This is a genomic window from Pseudarthrobacter sp. NPDC092202 (assembly GCF_044755505.1).
Lineage (GTDB): Bacteria > Actinomycetota > Actinomycetes > Actinomycetales > Micrococcaceae > Arthrobacter.
This window is the reverse complement of sequence record NZ_JBIVRG010000002.1, coordinates 413,647-438,165: the sequence shown is the minus strand read 5'-3', so window position 1 is coordinate 438,165 and position 24,519 is coordinate 413,647. Positions and strand designations below refer to the sequence as shown.

The window sequence follows — 24,519 nt, the reverse complement described above, 5'->3', positions numbered from 1 at the left end:
CGGCGGGACAACGGGAGGTAGGGCCGAAAGTCACGGCAGGGGCCGCCGGCAAGTTGCAGTGGCCACCGGCAGGTTACGGGAGAGCCGACGGCGGCTCTTGCGCAGGCGGTTCACGGCGTGGTGGTTCCTGTGCCGTCGGCAGGACGTCAGCGGGTCCCTGGTCAAGCCGGAACGGCGGGTATTCATCGCGCATGAGGGCCGTGTAGGCCAGGACGCGGTAGATCCAGCGGTTGATGCCGAGGATGAAATCGAACAGCGGCCGCTGGTACCGCCCGGTGAACAGCAGGGCCACCACGGCCACCAGGACGAGCAAGCCCAGCAGGGACGGGCCTGTTGCGCGCTCATAGGTCGTTCCCAGGTCACCGGCTTCTGTTTCCCACGTCCAGGTGGCTCCGGACAGGGCGGCGACAATCAGCAAATGCGGAAGGGACAGGAGCCACCACTTCACCAGAACCAGCCCGCGGGACAGCTTCTCCGGGTAGTCCACTTCGAAGTCCGCCGGATAATCGGTGCGTGCCAGGGTGAAGGGCGGGTAGCGGTCCGTGCCCGCAGCTGCGTAGGCGTAAAAAGCCACCCGCCAGTTCCAGCGCAGGACTCCCACGTTGAAGTCGAACAGGGGGCGGGGGTAGCGGCCGGTGAACAGGATGGCGAAGCCTGCCACAATCGTGGTCACGAGGAACGCGAACCACAGGAAGACCAGCACGATGAAATGCGGAATGGCAAGGAACCACTTGACCAGCCACATCGCCCGGGACAGGGCCGGATCAAGGTCACCGAAAAGCCGGGCGGGATAGGGAGCCTGGTCTGCCCGGTCCGCAGCCCCGGGGTGCGGCACCGCTGGGATACCAGGGGCTCCGGCTCCCGGCACAGGTGATGCTCCGGCTCCTGGCGCACCCGGTGCTCCAAGGGGTCCGGGGACTGGTGTTCCGGGCACTGCTCCGGCAGGCCCGGCAGGCGGCCCATAACCGGTCGATGGACCGTAGCCAGCCGCATAGCCGGGCTGTGTTCCGTACCCCGGCGCGTACCCGGGCTGTGTTCCATACCCCGGCGGCGGCCCGTATCCAGGTGGTGGTGCGGCAGGCCCCCGGGGATGCTGCCTCGCGTGCCGGCCGAGGCCCACGGCTCCCAGGATCAGCAAGGGGATCCCCAGTGCCAGCGCAATTGCCCCTCCCACCAGCAGGCCTGTGGCAGCCGGCATGATCAGGTCCGAACGGAATCCCGCCTGTACCTCGGCATCCACGCCAAGGCTGCCGTCGGCGTTCATGATGACGATTTCCCAGCTGCCGGCGGCCAGGTCCCAGGTGAGCTCCTGTTCGCCGGGCCCGGAGGCGGACGTGCTCCAGAACGTTTGCTCGGCCGGAGGTTCAGGTGTGCCGGTGCCTGAATGTCACGGTATTCGGCCCGGAAGGGCCGGCTGTCCACTTCGAGCAGTTCGGAATGGTGCACGCCCGAAAGGTAGCGCTCAACGTCCTCCTGCGGGGCAACCCCTATGAAGATCTCCTTGCCCGGTTCCGCGGACGTGGCCCGCAGCCTCAGCGTCCCGACGTCGAAAGGCAGGCGCGGCGGGACGCCCTCGCCCACGGCATCAAGCCTGGGCGAGGTCAGGGCGTGGGATCCGACGGCCAGGCGGGCAGTGCCTGACGTGAGGTAGCCATCTCCCTGCGCGGATCCGACCACTGAGGCCGCCGCCCCTCCGGCGAGAGTGGCGAGGCCAACCATCGAGATGAGGATCCCGAGGATGAGCATTATTGCTGAAGCAGTCTTCTTCATGACGCCAACCCGAACGTAGGAGGTGGTTACAGCTATGGGGAGAAGCAGCAGGCCGGGGCTGGCCTAGTTCTTGTTCTTGGTGGCCTGGATGCGGGTAATAACAGTGGGGCAGGGCAGGTGCCGCAGGACGCCGTGGGCCGTGGATCCCAGCAGGAGCCGTTGAATCCCGCCGCGGCCGCGGCTTCCCACCACGAGCATCCTGGCGTTCCTCGCGGCATCCACCAGCGCATCGACCGGGCTCCGCTCGGTTTCCAGCACCTGGTGCACCTGGAGGCTTGGATAGTCTTCCTTCAGTCCGGCCACCGTTTCCGCCAGGACAAGGCGCTCCTCTTCGGCAATAAGCTCGGCGAGGCTGGTGGATGTCAGGCCGGCATCCACCACACGGTCGGGGGCGATGATGGCGTACACAACTGTCAGTTCGTCACCTTCCCGGTCTGCCTCAGCTGCGGCGAAAGCCACGGCCTGCGTCGCTTCCTTGGAACCGTCAACGCCTACCACCACGCCGGAGCGGCCCTCCAGGTCCTGCGTTCCCACCACGGCCACCGGAACCTTCGAAGAGGCTGCCACCTGGAGCGCCCGGTCGGCCAGTGAACCGCCCAGGTGGCCGGTGCCGGAGCCGATGACCACCATGGACGCCTTGGCGGAATACTTCGCCAGCGAACGTCCTACGCTTCCGGTGAGGAGCCGGGTGGTGATGGTGGTGGGGAACGCGTCCCGGACCCGTCCTGCCGCAGTCTGCAGGAGACGGTCACCGGCCTCTTCCATAACGCCGATCCAGGGATACGGTTCCGCCACCCACCTGTCGTCCACAACATGGACGATCACCAGGGGCACACCGTGGCGCTCCGCCCGGCGCGCCGCCCACAGCACCGCCGCCTGGCTTTGCGGTGAGTCGTTGGTGGCGGCGGCGACTGGTTTACGAGTTGTAATAACCGGCTCTCCTCATTCGCACGGGCGTGGGTCTCCTATAACACTGGCCCCGCAACCACGCGGGACATAGGGCCAAAGGTCACGGCAAGATACAGGTTGGGACGGGCCCCGCCGCGGACCTCGTCGAAGAGCCGGCCCGGTTCTGGCGGATCAGTGCGGAGACGTTAGCAACGCCGCAGGGTCGTCAGTATGCTTACTATTGTTTTACTCCAGCTGTTCGAAGAGAAAGGCATCACCATGACGGAACAGAACCTTCCCGATGAGGGGCTCGAGGTTGTCCAGGATGACGACGTGCTCCTTGATGAGACTCCGGGTGCGGCTTCCTCCCTTGAGCTTGACCCTGTGAATGGCGAGCCGGACAGCTACCCGGGCGCGGCCGAGGACAATCCGGACCGCTGGCAGGAGGATCCGTTGATCCAGGATGAGGCGGTTTCGGGAGAGGAAGAGGACTTCATCAGCGAACAGACTTTCCGGGATGAATCGGCGCAGTCCCGCTTGGAGGCTGAGGGACAGGCCGCCTCCGCTACGCCCACCCTGGGGGAGGCGGTTGCCGACGTCGACTTCGGCGAAGAACCCACAGGGCTGGAAGCTGATGCCAGCGACGACGAGGAAAACTTCGGCGGTTCGCCGCTGAGCGAATTCGAACCCGACGACCTGGAACGTTAAGGAACAAAAGGACACGCCGCAGAGGGGCCCACTGCTCCCCGAACGCCGGACCGGGAAACCGTTCCGGTGTTCGGGGGGCAGTTTCTGTTTTAGGGTTGCCGGAAAATCGGCATCTGCCATGCTGCCACCGCCGTGAGTTCGCCGGTGAATCCACGGGACGAAAGACTCTGGCGTTAGACGTCCCTTTGCCGGGACAGTCAATCAGGGTTCGGCAGCAGGGCAGGAGGAGCAGCGATGATGTACTGGGACGGGAACATGGGCGCCTGGGTCTACGTCCTGATGGTGGTGAGCTTCGTCCTGTTCTGGGGAGCAATCATCGCGGCCATTGTCCTTTTTGCCCGGTCCATGTCCCCGGGTAACCGCGGGCGTACCGGCAATGGGCCCGGTAGAAGCGCTGCGGAGGACCTCTTGGCCGAACGCTTCGCCCGCGGCGACATTGACGAGACTGAATACACGGCCAGGTTGGCGGCCCTGCGCCGTGCCCGCGGAGCCTGAGCATCGGGTTCCGCGGGCAGCGGAGTCCCCTACTGGAAGTCGGCCTGCCAGAGGTCCGGACCGAACACTTCGTACTGGATGTCCTTCGGCGGAACGCCCTTGGAGACGAGGCTGCTTCGCACGGACTGGAGGAAGGGCAGCGGGCCGCAGAGATAATACTCGGCGTCCAGCGGGAGCTCGACGGCGTTCACGTCCATGAACCCGGCGAAGCCGGAGGCGTCGGAGTCCTGGTTGAGGAACCAGGTGTGCATGGAGCCGTCGGACAGCAACGCCAGGTCCTCGGTGACTTGCCGGCGCAGCGGAAACGATCCGGGGCTGTCATCGGCATGAAGGAGCACCACTTGGCGCTGGCTGCCGGCTTTGACCAGGTGCGAGAGCATGCCGGCCATCGGCGTCACCCCGATCCCCGCACTGGCCATCACTACCGGCCTGTCCGTGTACTCCAGCACTACATCCCCGAAGGGGGCTGAAAGCACCACCTCATCGCCTACCCTGACGTCGTTGTGCAGGAGGTTGGACATTTCGCCGTCGGGCGTTCCCTGCCCGTGCACCCGCTTGACGGCGAAGTGGCGGTGCCTGCCGTCGTCTGCGCGGGTGAGGCTGTATTGCCGCGGCTGGTGGACGCCGTCCTTCATGAGCATCTTGATGGTCACGTACTGTCCCGGCAGGGAAGGCTTCACCTCCCTCTCGTCGACGCGCTCCACAACGAAAGTGACGACGTCGTCCGTCTCCTGGATGCGTTCAGCCACCCGCCAGGTGCGCCAGATGGTCTCGGGAGACAAGTGCACAGCGTTGTACAGCCCCCGTTCCTGGTTGATCAGCATGTTGCCCATCAGCCAGTAGACCTCATCCCAGGCAGCGGCTACCTCGGGGGTAACGGCCTCGCCGAGCACATCGACGATGGCCCAGAACAGGTGCTCGTGGACAATCTCGTACTGGTCCGGGCTCAGGCCCAGGGAGACGTGCTTGTGCGCAACCCTGGACAGCAGGTGGTCAGGCAACTGGTCGGGCTTTTCCACGAGGTACCGGGCAAACGCTGCGATGGATCCGGCCAGCGCCTGTTGCTGCCGCCCGTCAGCCTGGTTGCCCCGGTTGAACAGGCCGTCCAGCAGGTCCGGCCGTGCGTCAAACATGTGCTGGTAGAACCGTTTGGCGATCTCTTGGATGTTTTCGCCGACCACAGGCAGCGTTGCCTTGATCACGGGGAGGGAGGTGTCTGAAAGCATGTTGGTTACCTTCCGGGTAGCGGGTTCCCTGGCGGGGGAGGGGGCCTGAGGCGTGCAAATTTAGCAGCCGCCCCGGCACGCCGGTAGGGGCAACCGCCCCTATTCCCGAGCACCCAGGCCGCGCCCCCAGGAAGCAAGCGGCAGCGGGGATGTTCGGCCTGTCCCCTCGACGTGGGCCCAAACTGCGCTAAAATCATAAGCAGGCTGATGAATATCGGTTGGCAGGATCACTACTGAAGGAGTTTCACATGAACTTGGGAAGCATGATCAAAAATGCCGCTGGACGATTCGCAGGCAGGACCGGGACCGGCGGGACTACCCGCGGAACCGGGCTGAATGCAGCCCGCCGGACGCCCGGCACAACGGGTGCCGCAGGTGCCAGGCCGGGCGGCGTGGCCGGCAGGATCATGGGAATGCTCCGGCGGCGCTAAGCCGCCGCCGCATCCACAAAAGCAGGTACCGGATTCTCCGGCACCTGCTTTTTGGTCCTTAAAGCCATGCGCGAGCTCGTTGTCCTCGGCACCGCCTCCCAGGTCCCCACCCGGACCCGGAACCATAACGGCTACCTCCTGCGCTGGGACGGCGAGGGCCTGCTGTTCGACCCCGGCGAGGGAACGCAGCGCCAAATGATCCACGCCGGGGTCTCAACGAACATGATCACCCGCATCTGCCTCACCCACGTTCACGGCGACCACTGCTTCGGGCTGCCGGGGGTGCTTTCGCGCATGGCCCTCGATGCCGTGCCCCATCCGGTCCATCTCCACTATCCATCCACCGGCGGGGACGTGGTCCGCGCCCTTGTATCCGTCAGCACACCGGGTATCGACCTCAGGCTGCACCCGCACGGCGAAGCCGGAGCGGTGGCAGAAGGACTGGAAGTCCGGCCCCTCAAACACCGGATAGAAACCTACGGCTACCGCCTGGCCGAACCGGACGGCCGGACCCTTCTGCCGGAACGCCTGCACGCGGCAGGGATATCCGGGCCGGACGCAGGGCGGCTGCAGCGCCAAGGGAGCCTGGGCGGCGTGCAGCTTGAAGACGTCAGCGTCGCCCGGACGGGCCAGCGATTCGCCTTCGTGATGGACACCGCGCCCTGTCCGGGCGCAGAGGAACTTGCCGACGGCGTCGACCTCCTCGTCGCCGAGTCGACCTTCGCTGACGACGACGCCGGGCTGGCCGGCCAGTACCGCCACCTCACAGCCGGGCAGGCGGGAGAGCTGGCGGCACGTTCCGGCGCCCGCACCCTGGTGCTCACGCACTTCTCCTCACGGTACGGCGACGACGCCTCACTGCTCCTGGCCCAGGCCGGTGCCCGCGCGGGTTCTGCTGCAGTCATCGCGGCTGAGGACCTGCAGCGCATCCCCTTCCCCCAGCGGCGGCGCTTATCCCACGGCCCCGCACTGCGCCCCGGGCCAGCCGTTGCAACAAAGCCACGTCCCTCATCCAGCCCAGCCAGCCTTGGAGGCCACTCATGAGCGCAGCTTCAGAAGAAGTGTCGGATGTTACTGCCCACGGCAAGGAGCCCACGCTCAAACGGGTGCTGGGACCCAAGCTCCTGCTGCTGTTCATTGTGGGCGACATCCTCGGCGCCGGCGTCTACGCGGTAACCGGGACCATGGCCGGCACCGTAGGGGGAATCGTCTGGCTGCCGTTCCTGCTGGCCTTCGTGGTGGCAACGCTCACCGCCTTCTCCTACCTCGAGCTGGTCACGCAGTATCCGCAGGCGGCGGGCGCCGCGCTGTACACGCACAAGGCGTTCGGGATCCACTTCGTCACCTTCCTGGTGGCATTTGCCGTGGTCTGCTCGGGAATCACCAGCGCGTCCACGTCTGCGAACGTCCTGGCGCAGAACTTTTTCGGCGGCCTTGAGATCAATGGCTGGATGGGGGAGCCCGGGCAGGGAGTGATTACCGCGGTGGCCCTTGGATTCATGCTTGTCCTGGCTGCCATCAACCTGCGTGGCGTGGGGGAGAGCGTCAAGTTCAATGTTGTGCTCACAGTGGTGGAAATGGCAGCACTGTGCATCGTGATCGGTGTCGGGTTCTTTGTCATGGCCCAGGGGACGGGAAACCCGGGCGAAATCTTCGTCTTCAACGACTCCCAGGACAAGGGGCTCTTCCTCGCCGTGACCGCAGCGACGTCCATCGCGTTCTTCGCCATGGTGGGCTTCGAGGATTCGGTCAACATGGTGGAAGAGACCCAGAACCCCGAAAAGATCTTTCCCCGCACCATGCTCACCGGCCTGGGCATAGCAGTACTGCTGTACATGCTGGTTGCTGTGTCCGTGGTAAGCGTCCTCTCGCCTACGGAGCTCGAGGGAATCCGGGAAGCCGAAGGCGCTGCCCTGCTGGAAGTGGTCCACAAAGGCTCGCCGGACTTCCCGATCGACAGGGTCTTCCCCTTCCTGGCCGTCTTCGCCGTCGCCAACACGGCTCTCATCAACATGCTCATGGCCAGCCGGCTGATTTACGGCATGGCCCGCCAGCACGTCCTGCCCGGCGCCTTGGGGAAGGTCCTTCCCGTCCGGCGCACCCCGTGGGCAGGAATCGCCTTCTCCACAGTCCTGGCTTTGGGCCTCATCCTCTACGTCACCAGTGATCCCGAAAGCAACATCGTGGCCAACCTGTCCGGCACCACCGCCTTCCTGCTGCTGTGCGTTTTCACGGTGGTCAACGTGGCCTGCCTCGTGCTGCGCCGCAAACGGGATCCCCACCGCAAGGTGTTTTTCACATCCCCGGGCCCTCTGCCGCTCGTGGCCGCGCTGCTCTGCGCCTTCCTGGCCGGCCCGTGGGTTGGCAGGAACATCATCCAGTACCAGATTGCCGGCGGACTGATGGCCATTGGAGTCATCCTGTGGCTCATCACCTGGCTGATCAACCGGCGCACCAATGACGGCGATAGGGTTAATCCATGACTGCAGCAGCAGAATCAACTGTCACCTTCGAAGGCTTTTTTGCCCGCGACCTGCCGGAACTCGCCGTGCCCTGGCAGGCAGAGGAAGCGCCAGAACCCACGCTCCTGGTCCTTAACGAAGTCCTGGCCGGCGAGCTGGGGCTGGCTCCCGAATACCTGCGGACCACCGAAGGCGTCCGGCTCCTTTTGGGCAACCACGTCCCGGCGGGCGCCACGCCCGTCGCCCAGGCCTACGCCGGGCACCAGTTCGGCGGTTACTCGCCGCTGCTCGGCGACGGAAGGGCGCTCCTGCTCGGCGAACTTCCGGACGCCGGCGGCCGCCTGCGCGACGTGCACCTCAAAGGCTCCGGCCGGACACCTTTTGCCCGGGCAGGCGACGGCCGCGCCGTCGTCGGCCCCATGCTGCGCGAATACCTGGTGAGCGAGGCAATGCACGCCCTGAACATTCCCACCACACGGGCCTTGGCGGTTGTGGCCACAGGACGCCCGGTGCGGCGGGACACCATGCTGCCCGGCGCCGTTCTGGCACGTGTGGCCAGCAGCCATCTCCGGGTGGGCAGCTTCCAATACGCCCGGGCCACAGACAACATGGAGCTCCTGCGCCGGCTCGCGGACCACGCCATCAGCAGGCACTACCCGGCCGCAGCCCAGTCTGAAAACCCCTACCTGGAACTGTTCGCCTCGGTGGTTGCCGCCCAGGCCCGGCTGGTGGCCCGGTGGATGCTGGTGGGGTTTGTGCACGGCGTCATGAACACGGACAACATGACCATTTCGGGCGAAACCATCGACTATGGGCCCTGCGCCTTCATGGACGCTTTCAACCCCGGTGCCGTGTACAGCTCCATCGACGTCGGCGGGCGCTACGCCTACGCCAACCAGCCGGTGGTGGCCGAGTGGAACCTGGCGCGGCTGGCGGAGGCGATGCTGCCGCTCTTCCACGAGGACCAGGAACAGGCGGTCGCGCCCGCAGTGGAGGCGCTGGGGAAGTTCCGCGGCCAGTACAGCGACGCCTGGTTCGACGGCATGAAGGCAAAGCTGGGCATCGCCGCCGGCCCGGCCGGAAGCAAGGAAGGCGACGAGGCATCGGAACTGGTGGACGGGGTCATCGGCCTGCTCAAGGACGGACCTGTCGATTACACACAGTTCTTCCGGAGCCTTGGCCAGGCAGCCAGGGGAAACACCAGGCCGGCGCGCGGCATGGTCCTGGACCTCGCCGCCTTTGATGCTTGGGCTGAGCGCTGGGCCCGCCTCAAGCCCGACGCCGGTCTGATGGACAGCGTTAACCCGGTGTACATTCCCCGGAACCATCTGGTGGAGGAAGCGCTGGCAGCAGCAACGGAGGGGGACATGGGCCCCTTCAGCCGCCTCCTGGAGGTGGTGAGGTCCCCGTTCGAGGAACGCGAGGGGCTGGAACGCTATACCGAAGGTCCGCCGGAAGACTTCGGCACCTACCGGACCTTCTGCGGTACCTGAGGCGGGCACGGGAGAACCGCGCGGAGGAAGTCCCGGGGAGACAGAACAAGGGCGGCAGCCGGGAGAACCCGGCTGCCGCCCTTGTCTGGAGTGGCCTGGCCCTTACGGGCCAGCTGCGCCTGTGTCCGTGGTGACTATGCCACGCGGACGAAGGAAGCGCCGCTGAGCCAGCTGATGGAGTGAACCTCGGTCTGGTTGCCGTTCACGCCGCCGCTGACAACCTGGCCGTCGCCGGCGTAAACGCCCACGTGGCCGGCGGTGATCACCAGGTCGCCGGGGGCGGGGGTGCCCACGGTGGTGCCGTACTGGTAGAACTGGCCGGGGGCAAGGTCGCCGACGGACTTACCGACCGTGCGCAGGGCCTTCTCCACCATCGCGGTGCAGTCCTGGATCTGGCCCAGCTGGCCGTAGGCGTTGGCCAGGATGGCTGCTCCGGCGCCGCTGCCGGTCGCTGCAACCGGTGCGGACGCGTAGGACATGTTCATGCCGGTGTTCGCCGGGGTAGTAACAGCAGCGGTCTGGACCGGAGCCGGTGCCGGTGCTGCAGCCGGTGCAACGTAGGCTGCGGCCGGGGCGGCAGCAGCGGTTCCGGCGGCGGGAATCTGGATCTGGTCACCGGGGTAGATGATCGTGGAGACAGAAAGCCCGTTGGCCGACAGGACGTCATTCAGGCTGACGCCGTAAGCGGTGGCAATGGCACCAAGGGTGTCGCCCGATACAACCGTGTGGGTGTTGCCGGCTGCTGCGGCGGGGGCCGCGGCTGCCGGAGCAGGGGCGGCGTAAGCCTGGACGCTAGCGGTCTCGGTGGTGTCCGGACCGTTCACACCGGCGTGAGCCGGGGCTCCGACGCCGAAGGCAATGCCGGAGGCTGCTGCCACGGCGAGAGCCGGACGGCCCAGGGACTTGGCCGAAACAGACAGTCCCTCGATCACGAGGGAGCGGGCCGGGGTTGCGCGGTGACGGGCGGTGGTGGAATTTTTTGACACAGTTGATCGCCTCTCCCATGCCTGCGGGGTGAGCTGTCGGGTTCGGGTTGGAGATACCCGGCCGGTAGCTACTCCGAAAGGAACGGAGGCGCTATCGACTTAACCCCAAGGCCTTCAAAAAGGCCGCGGAAACTTGGTTCCCCCGTCCCTGCCAGCTGGAAAGCGATTGGTTCCCGGGTCAGTGGCAGGGCTCGGCATACTGATGGGAATGTCCCGTCTGAGAGGGACACCTGAAGACCATAACCCGACTTACCACCCATTGTCACATTTGGATAACATGCGAGGCGCGGCTCTCAATTACGCAATCAAGTGGATTTCGCCATCTCATGGCGATCCAGTCCAGCCAGGCAGGCGCGCCGGGTTTTTGAAACGTGGGATTTGTCACAAAGTAGTAAAGGAAGCGCCGCACCCGCCATGGGAGCTTGTTCTCACGTTCCCGGGGGAGGAGTATGTTCGGCACCCCGAGGAGGCACTGTGATGCAGCTTGGCAAGTATGAGAGATACCTGATTGAGGAATTCTTCGACGATTACAAGTCCGGTGCGCTGAGTCAGCGCACCTTTACCCGGCGCGTTGCGTTCATTACCGGCAGCATGGCGGCTGCAGCGGCGGCGATGCTGCTGGTGGGGTGTACCCCCAGCGAGGTGCCGCGGAGCACCGACCCCATGCCCACCCCGGAGCCGTCCCCGACGTCCGCTGCCGGTACGGCGGGATCGGGAGCGGTGCCCGGGGCAAAGAGCCCGCTCTCCGTTCCGGAGGGGGAGCCAGGATTGACGACGGCGTCCATCCAGTTTCCGTCCGGCAGCGCCTCCGTCAGTGGGTACCTGGCCAGGCCGGAGCGGGAAGGGCGCAGTCCTGCCGTGCTGATCTGCCACGAGAACCGCGGGCTGACGCCCCACATCGAAGACGTGGCCCGCCGCTTCGCGAAGGAGGGATACGCCTCCCTCGCCCTGGACCTGCTCAGCCGTGAAGGCGGGACGGCAGGCATGGACCGCGATGCTGTTCCCGGTGCGCTCACCCAGGCAGGCGCCCAGCGGCACGTCGCCGACTTCGCAGCGGCGTTGGAGTACCTGCGTGCCCAGGACTTCGTGGAGGGCGGACGCATCGCCATGACCGGCTACTGTTTCGGTGGCGGCATCACCTGGCAGGCGGCAGCGGAACTGGACGGGCTGAAAGCTACCGCGGCGTTTTACGGGCCCGCACCGGACCTGGCAAAGGTGCCGGACATCAGGGCAGCCGTTTTTGGCGTCTACGCTGAACTCGACCAGCGCATCACCGGCCCCATGCCCGCACTCAAGGATGCACTGGCAGCATCCGGCGTTGTCCACCAGCTCACGGTCTACCCCGGGGTGGACCATGCCTTCCACAACGACACCGGGGACCGCTACAACGAAGCCCAGGCTACGGCGGCGTGGAACGACACCCTTGCCTGGTTCAAGGAACATCTCTAAGAAACGGGCGTCCCGGCCCTGTTCCGCGAAACCGAACTTCCTCCGCTCCATAACGATGTAGAAACGCCCTCCTTCAACCTGCGGATCAAGGCGGTAGGCTTCCGGACTATGTCCCGGTTCGTCACCAAATCCAGGGCGCCCCTGCCCGTGGCGCTTCTTTCGTGTGCCCTGGCAGGAAGCCTGTGGCTGGTGCCGGCAGCCGCCGCGGACAGCAGTCCCGGGGATTACCCGTCCTGGGAGGAGGTGCAGGACGCGAAGGACAGCGAGGCCGGGAAGGCCGCGGAAATCGCCAAGATTGATGGCCTGCTCTCCGGCCTCCAGGAGCAATCCGAGGCCGCCGGCTCCGCAGCGGTGCAGGCGGCGGCGGAGTATGCAGCCACCGACGCGGCATTGCAGGCCGCCGCTGCCAGGGTGGAGGCCCTTGCGGCGCAGGCAGTACACGCTGACTCGGAGTCGGTCCAGTACAGGAAGGAACTTGGTGCGCTGGCGGCCCAGTCATACAAGACCGGCGGCACGAACATGGGGTTCTTTGTTGCCCTGGACGCTGTACAGGCCAACACCGTGCACGGGCTCAACGTGGTGCAGATCGTGGGGGACAAGACCGCCGCGCTCGTGCATAAGGCGCGGGCCGCAGGGGAAATTTCTGCTGCACTGGCTGCCCAGGAACAGGCCGCAAAGGATGAGCGCGGACGGCTGGCCCTTGAAGCGGAAGCGAGGCTCGGAGCGGCCCGCTCGGCCCAGGACGGCCTGGCCCGCAAGTCGGCGGACGAAAAGGAGCGGGGCGCGCAGCTGACAGCGCAGTTGGCGTCGCTCAAAGGTACGACGGCGGAGGTGGAGAACGCGTACCGGCAAGGCGAGGCGGCGCGCGCCGCCTACGAGGCATCCCAGGCGGCCAAACGGGCCGCCGCCGAAGAGCAGTCCCGCCGGCAGGCCGAAGCGGCAAACAGGCCGGCGATGCCCGCCGCCCGCCCCGCGCCTGCTGGTCCTGCGCCCGCCCCGGCTGGTCCCGCCCCGGTTGATCCCGCTCCCGCTCCGGCTCCGGCAAACCCTGCCCCGGCACTTCCTTCCCCTGCAGTCCCGGCGCCCGCCCCGCCCAGCCCGCCGCCCGTCGTCGTGCCTTCCCTTCCCGGCGGCGCGGTCAATGACCCGGCAGGAGCCAAAAACTACGCCTCCGGCAGGCTGGGCGCGCACGGCTGGGGCCAGGACCAGTTCCTTTGCCTCGCCCAGCTGTGGACCAAGGAATCGAACTGGCTGACCACCGCCACCAACCCCTATTCCGGCGCCTACGGAATCGCCCAGGCCCTCCCGCCGGGCAAGTATTCAAGTGCCGGCGCCGACTGGCTGACCAGTTACCGGACACAGATCGACTGGGGACTGGGCTACATCCGGGAGCGTTACGGCTCGCCCTGCGCCGCCTGGAACCACTCCATGGCAAAGAACTGGTACTGACCCCGCGTAGGCTTTTCCCATGCCCGACTATGAACGCTTCCGGATGATGCTCGAGGAGGAGCGGGAACGGAAGGTGGCCCTGCTTCCGGCGCTCCGCGCGGACATCGCCGCCGCCAACTCGGCACGCCAGGATTCGAACGTGGACGACGAACACGACCCCGAAGGCTCCACTATCGCATTCGAGCTGTCCCAGGCGTCAGCCCTGCTGAAGCAAAGCAGTGCGGGGCTGGACCAGGTTGACGCAGCCCTGGCCAGGATCGCTGCCGGCACGTACGGGACCTGCGCCGTCTGCGGGGAAGCCATCGCCGAAGGCAGGCTGGAGGCACGCCCCTGGACCCCGTTCTGCATCCTCCATGCATCGGCGGGCCGCAACCAGTGAGCAGCGACGCCGGCCCCGTGATGGCTGCCGCAGGATTCATTGACAGCACGCTGCAAAATGAGGGCGCGTGGTACCGGGCGGACGACGTCGAAGGCAGGCTGGGCGGCCGGCTCTCCTCCTACGGCTCTTCGGTGGGCGCGGTCCGCGGAACCGTCCGCGACGCCCTGCGGAAGTTCAAGGACCTCGACCACGACGCCGTCGTCCAGCTGGCATCTGCCCTGTGGGGCCAGCCCCGGCCCGGTTCCAGGCCGGTTTTTGAACGCCGGCTCGCCGCCGTTGTGCTGCTGCAGTCCAGGGTGTCACTCCTTCGCCACTCGGACCTGACCCGCATTGAGGGGTTCCTGCGGTCCGCCGGGACCCGGGAACTGACCGAACCGCTGCTGGCCGACGTCGTGGCGCCGTTCCTGGCGCGGCTCGGCGGGCGGGACCGGCAGCGCGCAGATGTTGTCCTGGCCCGATGGCGGACGGACTCCGACAGCCAGCTGCGCACCGCCGCCGCCTACATCCACCAGCAAGCCGCCCCCGAAGCCCCACCACAAGGAGACACCCATGAGCGATCCCTATAACCTCGACCGGTTCGTTGCTGCCCAGGAGAGCGGCGGCGCTTACGATCAGGCCCTGTCAGAACTTCAGCTGGGCAGGAAGTCAGGCCACTGGATGTGGTTCATCTTTCCGCAGATCGCAGGCCTGGGGCACAGCGAGATGTCCCGCCGGTACGCCATCAGCTCCCTTGCTGAAGCGCGGGAGTACCTGGACCACCCGGTGCTGGGCCCAAGGCTGCTCGAGTCCGCCCTTGCCGTCACCAACCACTCAGGCGTCCCGGCGGAGGACATCCTTGGCGGCATAGACGCCCGAAAGCTGCACTCGTCAATGACATTGTTCCTCCGTGCAGCCCCCGGGGAAACGGTGTTCAAGACCGTCCTGGCCCAGTTCTTCGACGGCCAGCCCGACGCCGCCACCGACGACCTGCTGGCCGGGACGGACGAAAAATAGGACGCAGGAGATAAGGCCGACGGCGGTGCCTCGCGCACCACGCGCAAGGCACCGCCGTCGGCCGCTGTTCTTTGAGCCTGCGGCTATGGTGTGGGGCTGCCGCCATTGACGTTCAGGGTCTCGCCCACAACATAGCTGGACTCCGGCGAGGCGAGGAAGACGTAGGCGGGGGCGAGCTCCGCCGGCTGGCCGGCCCGGCCCAGCGGCGTCGACTGCCCAAACTCCGGCAGCTCCTCCTTCGGCTGGCCGCTGCTGACCTGCAGCGGGGTCCAGATGGGACCCGGCGCCACCGCATTGACGCGGATGCCCTTAGGTGCGAGCTGCTGGGCCAGGCCCTTCGTGAAGTTGTTGATGCTGGCCTTGGTGGTGGCGTAATCCACCAGCGTCGGGGACGGGTTGTAAGCCTGGATCGACGTGGTGTTGATGATGGTGGATCCGGCCGGCATGTGGGGGAGCGCTGCCTTGGTCAGCCAGAACATCGCGTACACATTGGTCTTCACGGTGTGGTCGAACTGCTCATCGGTGATGTCGGCGAGGTCCTCCTGCGCTACCTGCTTCCCGGCGTTGTTGACCAGGATGTCGATGCTGCCCAGCACCGCCACGGCAGTGTCCACCACGTCGCGGCACACGGACGCGTCCTTGAGGTCGCCCGGGACCTTGACGGCCTTGCGCCCGGCGGCCTCGATGATGCCGGCAATGCGCGCGGCGTCCTCCTCCTCTTCCGGAAGATAGGACAGGACGACGTCGGCCCCCTCCCGGGCGAAGGCGATGGCCGTTGCCGCGCCGATGCCGGAGTCCGCACCGGTGACGATCGCCTTGCGGCCTTCCAGCCGGCCGGTACCGCGGTAGGTTTCCTCACCCAGGTCGGCCTTGGGTGCCAGCTCCGCGTCCAGTCCCGGTTCGGGCTGGTGCTGCTTTGGCGGGGAGATCTTTTCGTACGCGGTGACCGGATTGCGGAAGGTGTACTGGTCTGTCATTGCAGTCCTCCTGGTGCTCGGGTAACAAAAAGCTAAGTATGCTTACCGTTCCAAGCCTAGGCACCTGATGCCTCCCTTGCCAACCCGGGTCAATCCCTGATTACCTCGTGAAGCAGGACGTCCCCCAGCGTTCCGGCATCCACCGTGGCCGTCATGAACGTGCAGGCCGGCTGCCGGCGGCGGTCAGTGGGGGAACCCGGGTTCAGAAGCCGCAGCCCGCGCGGGGTGATGGTGTCCCACGGGATGTGGCTGTGGCCGAAAACCAGAACATCCGCCTCCGGGTACAGCGCCTCGCACCGGGCCTCGCGCCCTTTGGCCTGCCCGGTCTCGTGAACCAAGGCAAAGCGGACGCCCTCCAGCGTGATCTCCGCCGTTTCCGGAAGCTTGCGGCGCAGCTCAGGGCCGTCATTGTTTCCATGGACGCCCACCAGCAGGCGGCTCCGCCGCTGGAACTCCTCCAGATGGGACTCCGATACCCAGTCGCCCGCGTGAAACACCACATCAGCGCTTTCGACGGCCGACCACACCTGCGCAGGAAGGTCCCGGGCGCGCTTGGGGACATGGGTATCGGCGACGAGGACGAGGTTCAGCGGCATGGGGAAATCCTGCCATGCCCGCCGGGTTGCCGCGGACCGCCTGGACCTTCTCCAGCGCGCCTTTCCGGCCGGTGTTCCCATTCGCCCTTTTGCCTGAAGGCAGCCGGTCGTACTCTGGGCTCGGAGGTGATTGCCATGGAGGCAACGCAGGGCGACCGCATCATCGTGCATGGCAGGACGGTGGGTGCCGCAGACCGGCACGGAGTGATTCTCGAGGTGCGCGGCCAGGGCGGAACGCCGCCCTATCGCGTCCGCTTTGATGACGGGCACGAGACCATCATGTACCCCGGCGGTGATTTCGCCGTCGAGCGCGGCACCGCGAACCAGGCCTGACCGGGGCGGCGGACTGGCGGGTGCAGCCCACCCGCTGCACCTGTCAGACTGGAGCGATGGATCACTTTTCGGCGTCCACCGCGTCCTCCGCCCCTCCCGTCCGTACTGGCCCGAGGGACCCCGGCGATGCCTGGGTCGAAGGGAAGCGCGGCCGTTTCTGGGGCCGCTTTGGCGCGGCCGGAGTGCTGGCCTACGATCCCGGCAAGGGGGTGCTCCTGCAGCACCGTGCCGTGTGGAGCGATAACGGCGGAACGTGGGGGCTGCCCGGCGGCGCACTCCATGAGGGGGAGGAGCCCGTCACCGGTGCGCTGCGGGAGGCCTATGAGGAAGCCGCCGTGCCCGCCGGCAACGTTGAGGTGCTTTTTACGTCCCTGCTGGACGTGGGCTACTGGACGTACACCACGGTTGTGGTGCTGGTGAGGGAGCCTTTTGACCCGGTGATCAGCGATCCCGAAAGCCTGGAACTCCGGTGGGTCCCGCTGCCCGAGGTGGCCGGGCTGGAGCTTCACCCCGGGTTCGAAGCGTCCTGGCCGGACCTCCGTGCAAGGCTCGAGTCCTAGTAGTCCGGGCCGTACTCCGCCGTAACCAGGATGGGAAGGTGGTCTGAATTGCCGCGCGGCAGGGTCTCCACGCTTTCGATGTCCAGGCCCAGCGACGTCGCGAAATCGAAGTGGCCCTTGAACACCTTGTACCGGGTGTAGGTGCGCCTGTTGCTCAGGGACAGTGCGTAGCCCGAGTTTTTCATGTGCAGGTCAAGGTTCTTGGTGAAGAACGGGTAGTTGAAATCGCCCACCATCAGGGTCATCAGGCCCTTGCCCATGCTCAGCAGCTCAGCGTGGGCCGCGTGGATCTGCTTGCGCCGCAGTGAGTTGGACGCGGTGAGCGGTGCTGCGTGAAACGAACCGATCACCAGTTCATGCTGAGTTTCGTTGTCCATGACCCGGGTGCCGATCAGCCGCTCATGGGCCGGGGCCAGGACACGGTCATGCATCGACTTCTTCAGCGCGAAGGACTGGGTGTCCAGGGCGGTGAACCGGCTGGTGCGGTAGTAGATGGCCAGCCCCAGGCGGTTGCCCTTGGTGGCGTCCGCGAGGTGCAGCGGCCCCAGGGTTTCAGGAAGATCGCTGGAATCCACCTCCTGGAGGCAGAGCGCATCGATGTCATGGTTCCGCGCCAGGGCGAGGAGTTCGCCGCTGGCTTTGTGCTTGCGGAGGTTGTAGCTGATGACGCGCATGGAACACCTCTTCAGAGGGTTGCTGACAGGACCAGTTCCTGAGTCTAGCCGGATGGATCCCGCCACGGGCCAACATTTCGCCGCGTCCCTTCCGGTGGGATGCCGGGCCGCGGGTCCGGGACAGCCGCGACGCCCGGCGCAGCTAGAGTTAAGGCCGATTCACTGGAACTCCGAAGGGGCCACCGTTGACCGCAGAGCTGCCTGAACTGGCTGAGGGAAACTTCTACTACCTGAACCTGGGGGGAGGCCGTTTCCGTTCCACCATCCATGCCCAGGGTGCCTGGAACGTTCATGAGCAGCACATGGCGCCTGCGTCCGGCCTGCTCGCGGACAGCCTGGAACGCCATGACCCGCGGCCGGACATGCGGATGGGCCGGATCAGCTACGAGATCCTCGGACTCATCCCTGGCGGCGAATTCCACATCGCAGCCAGCACCCTTCGGCCGGGAAAAACCATCGAGCTCCTGCAGGCCGAGCTGGTGGCGGGCGGTCGCACCGCCATCCGTGCCACCGCCTGGCGGCTGGCTACCAGCGATACAACGCCGGTGGCCGCAATAGAGGACACTCCCATCCCCGGCCCGGAAGACTGCAAGCCGTACGACGGCGCGTCCGTGTGGCCCGGCGGCTACATCCGCTCGCTGGAAATGCGCGTGGCGGAAGGGCACCGCCCCGGGGCCGGAAAGGTTTGGCTGCGCACTGAACATCCCTTGACCGACCGAGGGGACAGCGGTGCCCTGGCCCGGCTCATGGGCATGGTGGACACGGCCAACGGCATCGCGGCCAGGGTCCCGCCCGGCAAGGACAGCTACTCGTTCCCCAACCTTGACCTGCAGATCCACATGTACCGCCGCCCGGAAGGGGAGTGGTTGGGGCTGGACAACGCGGTCTCGTTCGGCGGGGACGGCATAGGCCTGACATCCACCGTTCTGCACGACCTCCAGGGGCCGTTCGGACGCGCGGAGCAGATTCTCACGCTCCGTAAGACCTGACGGGACTGCCGGGTGCGGAGCACGGAGGCGGATCGCCGGTCTTTTGGCGCCGCTAACTGGCTTGTTCATGGATGCTTGTGACCGCCTGCAGAGGATTGCTCGGTACATGCCGGGCTCGCGGGCACCTTGCGCTTCGGGATCGCAGTCTGCGTTGCCGGGTTCGTCGTCGAAGACGGGCATGCCCTGGATGGATTGCCCGAGTCTGTCCAGGGTTGAGATGGCCAGGGTATTCATGCGATCAGCGCCTCGAGGGCCGGACGACATAGGGGCGTGAAGCTCTCGCTCCAGAGATGCCGTACTCAACGTAGTGGTCATAAGCGGCGGACGCCGGAGGCCAGAAGGTCCGCCTGTTCTCGATTAGTGGGGCGCTGCCGGGCCGGGCTTCTGGGTAGCAAATCAGTTTCGTCACGGGCTGCTTCGAGGTGTCTCATAACTAAGGACAAGTACTCGATGTTTGCCAAAAGGTTATGAGACATAGTTACGAGAATCGCCAATGCCATCGCGCGTCCAAGATTCCGCAGAAAATCTGTGACCGTGCAGGTCAGACGACTGTTAGCTCGTTGAGACGTCTCGTTTCCCAAGGGTTATGAGACGGTTTGCTGGCTCCAGTCGGGGGACCTTCACTGAGTGATAAATCGGGCAGGTCATACGGGCTCCCTGACACCAGGCCTCACCGAGACGAGAATCCGAGGGGTTGCGCCCTTCCATCGACCGGCTAACGGCACGGCTTGCGGGTGGGCCTCTTCCGGGATGCCCAAAACCTTGATGTTCTAGTGTTGTCGCTGGTTGTCACGTGCATTGAGAATTTGCTGCCGCCGCATCCAGGCGCAAACAGCACATGTGAAGAACCCTAATATGGCCGCCATAAGTGTCCAGATATTGAACTCGCCGGCACTGGAGGAAACGATGGCAAGCCCAAGTTCAGCCACGCCTAGAAGGGCCAGAAGAATTGTGAGCCCGGGATACAGCCAATTCGGTGCGGGAGGTACTCGATGCACCGGCTTTTTTGAGGCTTCTTCCTGACTGCCCTAATCCGAGCCTACGCCCCTGGCAAAGATGCCAACGAGAACCCGTATGGGTTTCCCTCGCCTATAGGTGGGTGCTGACTTATCCCCTTCGTTGACGTTGGCGGCTTATTCGTGGAGTGTTGCCCCATGAGCCGGGGGACGCGAACGGCATTGTCACTGATAGTTTCCGTGTTAGTGCTCGCAGGAGTTCTTACCGGCGTGAGGTTATGGAGCGTCCATCAACAGACGTCGGACTGGGCCCTTTCACCAAGGGAAGTCCCTTCCAAAGTGCAATTCGCTGGACGTGAATATAACTGTGGTCCCGATCCGAGGCCTGCCGAGCACGACACGAAGGAGCTGACCTCCCAAGGTAGGACAGCAGGAGGGGCCGAGATATTTGCGCAGCCGCCTTCTACTGAAGCCAGAGTCTTCATCGTCGTACAAACTAGTGAGAAGGCTTTCGGCTGCGGCCTGATGGGTGGACCCTAGCCAGCCTGCCGAAATGTCTCGTAGAAGGTTTCGGCAAACGGAAGACTAGCTAGCGACTCGTCAGAAGAGTTCCTCTCCGCGAAGGACCCTTTCCAGATCTGCACTGTTCAGGCCTGCTGTCTCTAGGATCCAGCTCGTCCCATAGCCGGCTTGGCTGGAAGTACGGATAGCGGCGCCAAGATCGACCGCAGCCCTTTTGCAGGCTTCCATGGCCTCGCGCAGTTCATTCGCCGCATGCTGAACGGGCAGCCTCACTTCATCCGGTGGCACCGTATAGCGCGCGTTGCTGTCGCCGATATTGAAACTCCAGTCTGCGTCCATCTTTCCCCACTTTTAGGCGCTTGGAATATGTACAGGATATGGCTAGGCCGCCGCCCCCATCCGTGAATTATTTAGTTGTGGACCGATTCGTGCTCCTGGTCCCCTTCAAGGTTCGCCGAACTAGACGTCGCTGATGCCGGTCAGAGGGCGTTACGGCCCGCATTGCATTGAGCTGCATGGACAGTGATGGCGACGCTGACAATCAAACTAAGGAACAAAGCCAGGAACCCGACAGTTGCGGCTACGAAGTAGCTCGCTGGCTTAGGCACTGTATCTACTACAGGCTCCATATAGGCCCAGATAGTGGCGCCAGCAGTAACTCCCAAAACTGCGATAAGGCCAGTAAGGACCCAAGCCGCGATTGCAAGAATGATGAGCTTCATAACTCCCCCAATTCGGGGGCTGCCCCCGTTGTGCTTTGATCCTAGCCGTGAGAGTGCTCTGAAAGGATTGGTCCCAGTAGGCGTTCCTAGATAGGTCTTCCCGCCAACAGCCGGGACCGGATGCTGACAGGGTTTGAACAGCTGAGTGTGCCATCTCCCAGGTACGTTGGATCTGGGTCTTTGTCTTCATCCAACCAACCCCAGGGATGTGCACGTGTGGAATGAGTTTTCGACCAAGCCCCCGCAGGCCGGCTTCGTCTTACTTCCTGAGAATGGGTGGGAAGCGCTCGTACTTGCCGTCGCTGGCCCAGGCCATGGTGCCCGTTATCCCAAGCGCAGCGTTCAGCAGGAGATCTCCGTTGTTACGACAACTGCAGGTTCCACAACGGCCAAGAAAGTCCCCTTCACCGACCAGGACCAAGAGATAATCGACGATTTCCTGGATGAGTATCTTGTGGCAGCGGGGTTTGAGCCTCGCCCGAGGGGCTATGACTGGTACTTGTGGTTGCCTAATGGAATCACGTCATTTGACGAACTAAGCGTTGTCCTAAACGCTGCCCTGGCTGAGGAAAATGCTGGCGGACACCCAGCCCAAGTACGTCCCGTGTTTGAACGAGTACTCGCAAACCTTTATACGGACTGATCAGGTTCGGGCGAAGCATCCCACTAGGCCTTACGGACGGCAACGCTTAACTCCGTTCTTTGAAGTACTTGAACAGCCGGGCCTCGCGGCTGGACGCTGCTACGAGCAGGCTTCCGGTGATTGCGCCGATGGCCCCTGCTCCACCCATGACAAGCAAATGCCCGTACAGGGCCTCAGCGACCCAGGGGGTGCCAAATCGTGCGATGAAGGCTGCCCCTGCCGTGGCGACGAGGGCCGAGATTCCCGCCCAAACAGTTGCCTCTACGAGGGTGATGAGGCTGAGGTGGCGGGCAGATACTCCGGCGTGGAGCGAGGACGCGTATTCGAGCCGTCGAGGTGCCCCACCGACGAATCCGATGGCAAGTCCTATGGCAGCTGCAGCGGCGGGGGTGAACCGTGTGATGCGGTCCTGATATTCGTCAGCTCCGGTGAATACCTGGCCGAGGGTGGGGTTAAGGGTAGCGATGGATGCGGCTGCCTCTCCTGTGCTGGTGGCTTGGGAGGCGCGGATGAGAGGGTCGAAAGCTGCTGTGGAGGGCCAGACGTCGGCCCAGCATTCGTCAAACGTCCCTTGTCCGAGTGTGGGGATCAGAACGGCGTTGGCGAGGCGGGTGTCGCGTCCGTCGTCCTCCGGGTAGGGGAATATGGCCGCAACGGGCATGGGCCCTTGGTCAGTTTCCAGCGTGTCCCCGGCATGGATTTGCCAGCGTTTGGAGAGGGGTTCGGAAATCAGTACGCCGGAGTCCAGGGTTGGCTCCAGTCCGAGGATGCTCTGGAAGCCTAGTGTCGTCTCGAACGTGGGGGTTGTGATTCCCGCCAGGCTTGTGATGCCGATGGGGGCAACCGTTCGCACTGCCCCGGACGCGAGGATCCCTGTCGTCGTCGGAAGGGCATCACATCGTTGCGGATCAATGCCGGCTTCAACTTTTAGGGCCCTTACTGAGCCGCCGGCGTCGTGATAGGTCCGGGCCCGCTGGTCGAGTGCTGCGATCGTGGAGATTTCAGCCACCGACAATAGTGTGACCAGCAGTATGAGCGCGGCCGAGAGCCAGCCCGCCTTTGCTGCCCCGCTCTGTATATTGCGCCAGGCCTCGCGAAGGACCTCGTGCGGGCGCATCACGTCGTACTACCTTGCCCGTACTTCGTCAGGTCAAGGACTTCAGTGCAGGCCTCCAGTGTGTGCTGGTCATGGCTGGCAACGATGACGACGGCGCCGCTTCGGGCCAATCTGCTCAGCACGGCATTGACGGTAGCGGCTGTGGATCTGTCGAGCTGGGCGGTTGGCTCATCGACCAGGATGAGATCCGGGTTTCCGGCGACTGCCCGGGCAAGCATCAGACGCTGGGCTACCCCGCCCGACAGCAGCGAGAAGCGCTTGTCGGCGCTGTTCTCCAGCCCGAAGTCGGCAAGTCGTTCAAGGGCCAGTTCCTCGCTGTGGTCCCGGGAGAGCCCTGTTGCCAGGTAGGGCAGAGCGACGTGATCAAGAGCGGTTCGCTGGGCCACGCCGAGGGGGTTCTGAAACACCCAGCGGACCGTGGAGATACCGGCCCGTTCCACGGACCCTTCTGTGGGGGATTCCCAACCGGAGAGGATGGACAACAGGGTGGATTTTCCGGAGCCCGAGGGGCCGCGGAGACCCCATACCGCGCCGGCGGTGAACGCTGCGTCCAAGCCGCGGAACAGGAAATGATCATCAACGAAGCTGTGCCCCACGCCCCGCAGATAAAGCGAACGTGCGGATGCAGCTGGCTGGACTGTATCTGGGGCTGAGGCTGTCTCTAGTTTTGGCATTCGGTGGACCCGATAGCGGTGCCGAGAAGGATCTCTTTGGGCACCTCGTTCTCGAACGTGGCCAGAACGGATCCTGCGCTCGACCCCGCCGTGGTGACGCGATGGGTCGTACCGTCCGGAGACTTGACGCAGGCGGCATTGCCGCGGGCTCCGAACACCCCGGAGACAGGGACCTTGGCCACTTCCAGGGGCGAAGTCAGCGCCGTCTTGAGGCTCATCGGTTTAGGACTGCTGCTTGATTGGGCAGCTGCAAAGTCCGGACTGCGGGAGACCTCGGCCAGGAACTTCGCGTCAGTGACGAGACCATCCGCTGCCACCGGAGCGGACACGTTCCCAAACAGGACCTGCCGTTCCCCAGGGGCCGGCGCCTGACTGGTGGGGAACACCACACGCAGGCTTTGCAGCGTGCCGGCAGTGGTGATGAATGTTGATCCGGCAGAGTACTGGGACCCCAGGAGCGCATCGCATGATTGAACACGAACGCTGTTATCGGGAAGCCAGAGTATGTCTTCCTGATGAAGGACACCGTCGCGGTTCTCTAGCGCCAAGTCCGACTGCAGCTTGAGGATCGCAGCCCTGAGGTCTGCGGCGTAAGCACCTTCCCCGGCCACCTCGTATTTCATTGCCGAGAGCTGTGCGCGGAGCGCGTTGACGTCGGGTCCTTCTGTTCCGGGTCCGATGTCTCGGTAGAACGGCACATCAATATGCAACCCGAGCACCGGCCGGCCACTAACGGAAGCCACAATTTTGCCCGATGCGATCTCGGCGCCCGGGACACACTCCGAGGCGGTGACCGTACCGGAGATGCCCAGGGTTGCCGCGACGGGCTGCGCGGCCTCGATCTCTGCGGCGGCTATGCGCTCGTCCCGGAATTGCGTGAGGGTAACCGCTGCGGATCTCGCTTCAGCGGCTTCGCTCAGCGTGGCGGGCGGAACTAGCGCGGTCGCCCCGAGCACCGCCAGTGCAGCTGCCGCCGCGCTGGCAGCCCCGACGAGCGTGTACGGCAACCAGGAGGTCTTGGCCATCC

At 65.0% G+C, this 24,519-nt stretch carries 25 protein-coding genes, 1 pseudogene and 1 riboswitch; of the genes and pseudogenes, 15 read left to right on the top strand and 11 right to left on the bottom strand.

Annotated features, from left to right (window positions below; genetic code table 11):
• Positions 1–73: 73 nt before the first annotated feature.
• Together ACIQF4_RS05430 and ACIQF4_RS05425 are read right to left on the bottom strand one after the other, a co-directional pair.
• A pseudogene (locus tag ACIQF4_RS05430) lies at positions 74–1,770 on the bottom strand (DUF4389 domain-containing protein).
• A 63-nt stretch (positions 1,771–1,833) separates the two neighbouring features.
• Positions 1,834–2,700 carry a universal stress protein gene (locus ACIQF4_RS05425; protein ID WP_400579861.1) on the bottom strand — a complete coding sequence of 289 codons (867 nt, stop codon included), beginning with the start codon at positions 2,698–2,700 and terminating at the stop codon, positions 1,834–1,836.
• Positions 2,701–2,889: 189 nt separating this feature from the next.
• On the opposite strand from ACIQF4_RS05425, the gene ACIQF4_RS05420 reads away from it, so the two are divergent.
• Together ACIQF4_RS05420 and ACIQF4_RS05415 are read left to right on the top strand one after the other, a co-directional pair.
• Positions 2,890–3,366 carry a hypothetical protein gene (locus ACIQF4_RS05420; RefSeq protein WP_350002420.1) on the top strand — a complete coding sequence of 159 codons (477 nt, stop codon included), beginning with the start codon at positions 2,890–2,892 and terminating at the stop codon, positions 3,364–3,366.
• A 234-nt stretch (positions 3,367–3,600) separates the two neighbouring features.
• The gene (locus ACIQF4_RS05415; protein WP_400516079.1) at positions 3,601–3,861 is read left to right on the top strand and encodes an SHOCT domain-containing protein; all 261 of its coding nucleotides are present in this window, start codon (positions 3,601–3,603) and stop codon (positions 3,859–3,861) included.
• Positions 3,862–3,890: 29 nt separating this feature from the next.
• Here ACIQF4_RS05415 and ACIQF4_RS05410 read toward each other — a convergent pair whose 3' ends face one another.
• Positions 3,891–5,087: a globin domain-containing protein gene (locus ACIQF4_RS05410; RefSeq protein ID WP_400516080.1), complete on the bottom strand. Its 1,197-nt coding sequence runs from the start codon at positions 5,085–5,087 to the stop codon at positions 3,891–3,893.
• 248 nt (positions 5,088–5,335) lie between these two features.
• Between ACIQF4_RS05410 and ACIQF4_RS05405 the strand changes: the two genes are divergently transcribed.
• The 4 genes from ACIQF4_RS05405 to ACIQF4_RS05390 all read left to right on the top strand — a co-directional run bounded on the left by ACIQF4_RS05405 (position 5,336) and on the right by ACIQF4_RS05390 (position 9,473).
• A complete protein-coding gene (locus ACIQF4_RS05405) occupies positions 5,336–5,518 on the top strand; it encodes a hypothetical protein (protein ID WP_400516081.1) in 183 nt (60 codons plus the stop codon).
• Between the two features lie 66 nt (positions 5,519–5,584).
• The gene (locus tag ACIQF4_RS05400; RefSeq protein WP_400516082.1) at positions 5,585–6,562 is read left to right on the top strand and encodes a ribonuclease Z; all 978 of its coding nucleotides are present in this window, start codon (positions 5,585–5,587) and stop codon (positions 6,560–6,562) included.
• Positions 6,559–8,001 (top strand): APC family permease, encoded by a 1,443-nt coding sequence (locus ACIQF4_RS05395; protein WP_400516083.1) that lies wholly within the window; start codon positions 6,559–6,561, stop codon positions 7,999–8,001. Before ACIQF4_RS05400 ends, ACIQF4_RS05395 begins: the two co-directional genes overlap by 4 nt.
• Entirely contained in the window at positions 7,998–9,473 is a 1,476-nt protein-coding gene (locus ACIQF4_RS05390) for a YdiU family protein (protein ID WP_400516084.1), read from the top strand. The genes ACIQF4_RS05395 and ACIQF4_RS05390 overlap by 4 nt, the downstream gene beginning before the upstream one ends.
• 134 nt (positions 9,474–9,607) lie before the next feature.
• Here ACIQF4_RS05390 and ACIQF4_RS05385 read toward each other — a convergent pair whose 3' ends face one another.
• Positions 9,608–10,459: a LysM peptidoglycan-binding domain-containing protein gene (locus tag ACIQF4_RS05385; protein WP_400516085.1), complete on the bottom strand. Its 852-nt coding sequence runs from the start codon at positions 10,457–10,459 to the stop codon at positions 9,608–9,610.
• 3 nt (positions 10,460–10,462) lie between these two features.
• Positions 10,463–10,666, bottom strand: a riboswitch (cyclic di-AMP (ydaO/yuaA leader).
• Between the two features lie 270 nt (positions 10,667–10,936).
• Here ACIQF4_RS05385 and ACIQF4_RS05380 point away from each other — a divergent pair.
• From ACIQF4_RS05380 to ACIQF4_RS05360, 5 genes are all read left to right on the top strand, one after another.
• Positions 10,937–11,908 (top strand): dienelactone hydrolase family protein, encoded by a 972-nt coding sequence (locus ACIQF4_RS05380; protein WP_400516086.1) that lies wholly within the window; start codon positions 10,937–10,939, stop codon positions 11,906–11,908.
• A gap of 108 nt (positions 11,909–12,016) precedes the next feature.
• Positions 12,017–13,357, top strand: a complete 1,341-nt coding sequence (locus ACIQF4_RS05375; protein ID WP_400516087.1) for a lytic transglycosylase domain-containing protein — start codon at positions 12,017–12,019, stop codon at positions 13,355–13,357.
• Positions 13,358–13,376: 19 nt separating this feature from the next.
• Positions 13,377–13,736, top strand: coding sequence for a TraR/DksA family transcriptional regulator (locus ACIQF4_RS05370; protein WP_400516088.1), 360 nt, complete (start codon positions 13,377–13,379; stop codon positions 13,734–13,736).
• Between the two features lie 20 nt (positions 13,737–13,756).
• Positions 13,757–14,302 (top strand): DNA alkylation repair protein, encoded by a 546-nt coding sequence (locus tag ACIQF4_RS05365; protein WP_400516199.1) that lies wholly within the window; start codon positions 13,757–13,759, stop codon positions 14,300–14,302.
• Positions 14,286–14,729: a DUF1810 domain-containing protein gene (locus ACIQF4_RS05360; protein WP_400516089.1), complete on the top strand. Its 444-nt coding sequence runs from the start codon at positions 14,286–14,288 to the stop codon at positions 14,727–14,729. Before ACIQF4_RS05365 ends, ACIQF4_RS05360 begins: the two co-directional genes overlap by 17 nt.
• Positions 14,730–14,812: 83 nt before the next feature.
• On the opposite strand, the gene ACIQF4_RS05355 is transcribed toward ACIQF4_RS05360, so the two are convergent.
• Together ACIQF4_RS05355 and ACIQF4_RS05350 are read right to left on the bottom strand one after the other, a co-directional pair.
• On the bottom strand, positions 14,813–15,706 hold the full coding sequence (locus ACIQF4_RS05355) for a glucose 1-dehydrogenase (RefSeq protein ID WP_400516090.1): 894 nt from the start codon (positions 15,704–15,706) through the stop codon (positions 14,813–14,815).
• Between the two features lie 89 nt (positions 15,707–15,795).
• Positions 15,796–16,302, bottom strand: coding sequence for a metallophosphoesterase family protein (locus ACIQF4_RS05350; protein WP_400516091.1), 507 nt, complete (start codon positions 16,300–16,302; stop codon positions 15,796–15,798).
• A gap of 135 nt (positions 16,303–16,437) precedes the next feature.
• Between ACIQF4_RS05350 and ACIQF4_RS05345 the strand changes: the two genes are divergently transcribed.
• Both ACIQF4_RS05345 and ACIQF4_RS05340 read left to right on the top strand, forming a co-directional pair.
• Positions 16,438–16,635: a DUF1918 domain-containing protein gene (locus ACIQF4_RS05345; protein WP_066276358.1), complete on the top strand. Its 198-nt coding sequence runs from the start codon at positions 16,438–16,440 to the stop codon at positions 16,633–16,635.
• Positions 16,636–16,691: 56 nt separating this feature from the next.
• Positions 16,692–17,195: an NUDIX domain-containing protein gene (locus ACIQF4_RS05340; protein ID WP_400516092.1), complete on the top strand. Its 504-nt coding sequence runs from the start codon at positions 16,692–16,694 to the stop codon at positions 17,193–17,195.
• Here the strand turns inward: ACIQF4_RS05340 and ACIQF4_RS05335 are convergent.
• Complete coding sequence (locus ACIQF4_RS05335) at positions 17,192–17,869, bottom strand: endonuclease/exonuclease/phosphatase family protein (protein ID WP_066276355.1); 678 nt, start codon at positions 17,867–17,869, stop codon at positions 17,192–17,194. The genes ACIQF4_RS05340 and ACIQF4_RS05335 overlap by 4 nt on opposite strands.
• Before the next feature lie 185 nt (positions 17,870–18,054).
• Here ACIQF4_RS05335 and ACIQF4_RS05330 point away from each other — a divergent pair, with 185 nt between their 5' ends.
• A complete protein-coding gene (locus tag ACIQF4_RS05330; protein WP_400516093.1) occupies positions 18,055–18,858 on the top strand; it encodes a thioesterase family protein in 804 nt (267 codons plus the stop codon).
• Positions 18,859–20,414: 1,556 nt separating this feature from the next.
• Here the strand turns inward: ACIQF4_RS05330 and ACIQF4_RS05325 are convergent.
• Entirely contained in the window at positions 20,415–20,675 is a 261-nt protein-coding gene (locus ACIQF4_RS05325; protein ID WP_400516094.1) for a hypothetical protein, read from the bottom strand.
• Positions 20,676–21,203: 528 nt separating this feature from the next.
• On the opposite strand from ACIQF4_RS05325, the gene ACIQF4_RS05320 reads away from it, so the two are divergent.
• On the top strand, positions 21,204–21,701 hold the full coding sequence (locus ACIQF4_RS05320; RefSeq protein ID WP_400579854.1) for a DUF5956 family protein: 498 nt from the start codon (positions 21,204–21,206) through the stop codon (positions 21,699–21,701).
• A 46-nt stretch (positions 21,702–21,747) separates the two neighbouring features.
• Here the strand turns inward: ACIQF4_RS05320 and ACIQF4_RS05315 are convergent, their stop codons facing one another.
• The 3 genes from ACIQF4_RS05315 to ACIQF4_RS05305 all read right to left on the bottom strand — a co-directional run bounded on the left by ACIQF4_RS05315 (position 21,748) and on the right by ACIQF4_RS05305 (position 24,517).
• Positions 21,748–22,821 (bottom strand): hypothetical protein, encoded by a 1,074-nt coding sequence (locus tag ACIQF4_RS05315; protein WP_400516096.1) that lies wholly within the window; start codon positions 22,819–22,821, stop codon positions 21,748–21,750.
• Positions 22,818–23,414: an ATP-binding cassette domain-containing protein gene (locus ACIQF4_RS05310; RefSeq protein ID WP_400516097.1), complete on the bottom strand. Its 597-nt coding sequence runs from the start codon at positions 23,412–23,414 to the stop codon at positions 22,818–22,820. Before ACIQF4_RS05310 ends, ACIQF4_RS05315 begins: the two co-directional genes overlap by 4 nt.
• A 65-nt stretch (positions 23,415–23,479) precedes the next feature.
• Complete coding sequence (locus ACIQF4_RS05305; RefSeq protein ID WP_400516098.1) at positions 23,480–24,517, bottom strand: hypothetical protein; 1,038 nt, start codon at positions 24,515–24,517, stop codon at positions 23,480–23,482.
• Between the last annotated feature and the right edge of the window lie 2 nt (positions 24,518–24,519).

Bases quoted from the DNA above. Each gene is read 5' to 3' on its own strand.
- ACIQF4_RS05305 (WP_400516098.1), bottom strand. From the start codon at position 24,517: ATGGCCAAGACCTCCTGGTTGCCGTACACGCTCGTCGGGGCTGCCAGC.
- ACIQF4_RS05365 (WP_400516199.1), top strand. From the start codon at position 13,757: ATGGCTGCCGCAGGATTCATTGACAGCACGCTGCAAAATGAGGGCGCG.
- ACIQF4_RS05395 (WP_400516083.1), top strand. From the start codon at position 6,559: ATGAGCGCAGCTTCAGAAGAAGTGTCGGATGTTACTGCCCACGGCAAG.
- ACIQF4_RS05335 (WP_066276355.1), bottom strand. From the start codon at position 17,869: ATGCGCGTCATCAGCTACAACCTCCGCAAGCACAAAGCCAGCGGCGAA.
- ACIQF4_RS05380 (WP_400516086.1), top strand. From the start codon at position 10,937: ATGCAGCTTGGCAAGTATGAGAGATACCTGATTGAGGAATTCTTCGAC.
- ACIQF4_RS05410 (WP_400516080.1), bottom strand. From the start codon at position 5,087: ATGCTTTCAGACACCTCCCTCCCCGTGATCAAGGCAACGCTGCCTGTG.
- ACIQF4_RS05420 (WP_350002420.1), top strand. From the start codon at position 2,890: ATGCTTACTATTGTTTTACTCCAGCTGTTCGAAGAGAAAGGCATCACC.
- ACIQF4_RS05400 (WP_400516082.1), top strand. From the start codon at position 5,585: ATGCGCGAGCTCGTTGTCCTCGGCACCGCCTCCCAGGTCCCCACCCGG.
- ACIQF4_RS05355 (WP_400516090.1), bottom strand. From the start codon at position 15,706: ATGACAGACCAGTACACCTTCCGCAATCCGGTCACCGCGTACGAAAAG.
- ACIQF4_RS05415 (WP_400516079.1), top strand. From the start codon at position 3,601: ATGATGTACTGGGACGGGAACATGGGCGCCTGGGTCTACGTCCTGATG.
- ACIQF4_RS05370 (WP_400516088.1), top strand. From the start codon at position 13,377: ATGCCCGACTATGAACGCTTCCGGATGATGCTCGAGGAGGAGCGGGAA.
- ACIQF4_RS05340 (WP_400516092.1), top strand. From the start codon at position 16,692: ATGGATCACTTTTCGGCGTCCACCGCGTCCTCCGCCCCTCCCGTCCGT.
- ACIQF4_RS05350 (WP_400516091.1), bottom strand. From the start codon at position 16,302: ATGCCGCTGAACCTCGTCCTCGTCGCCGATACCCATGTCCCCAAGCGC.
- ACIQF4_RS05345 (WP_066276358.1), top strand. From the start codon at position 16,438: ATGGAGGCAACGCAGGGCGACCGCATCATCGTGCATGGCAGGACGGTG.
- ACIQF4_RS05375 (WP_400516087.1), top strand. From the start codon at position 12,017: ATGTCCCGGTTCGTCACCAAATCCAGGGCGCCCCTGCCCGTGGCGCTT.
- ACIQF4_RS05405 (WP_400516081.1), top strand. From the start codon at position 5,336: ATGAACTTGGGAAGCATGATCAAAAATGCCGCTGGACGATTCGCAGGC.
- ACIQF4_RS05325 (WP_400516094.1), bottom strand. From the start codon at position 20,675: ATGGACGCAGACTGGAGTTTCAATATCGGCGACAGCAACGCGCGCTAT.
- ACIQF4_RS05360 (WP_400516089.1), top strand. From the start codon at position 14,286: ATGAGCGATCCCTATAACCTCGACCGGTTCGTTGCTGCCCAGGAGAGC.
- ACIQF4_RS05390 (WP_400516084.1), top strand. From the start codon at position 7,998: ATGACTGCAGCAGCAGAATCAACTGTCACCTTCGAAGGCTTTTTTGCC.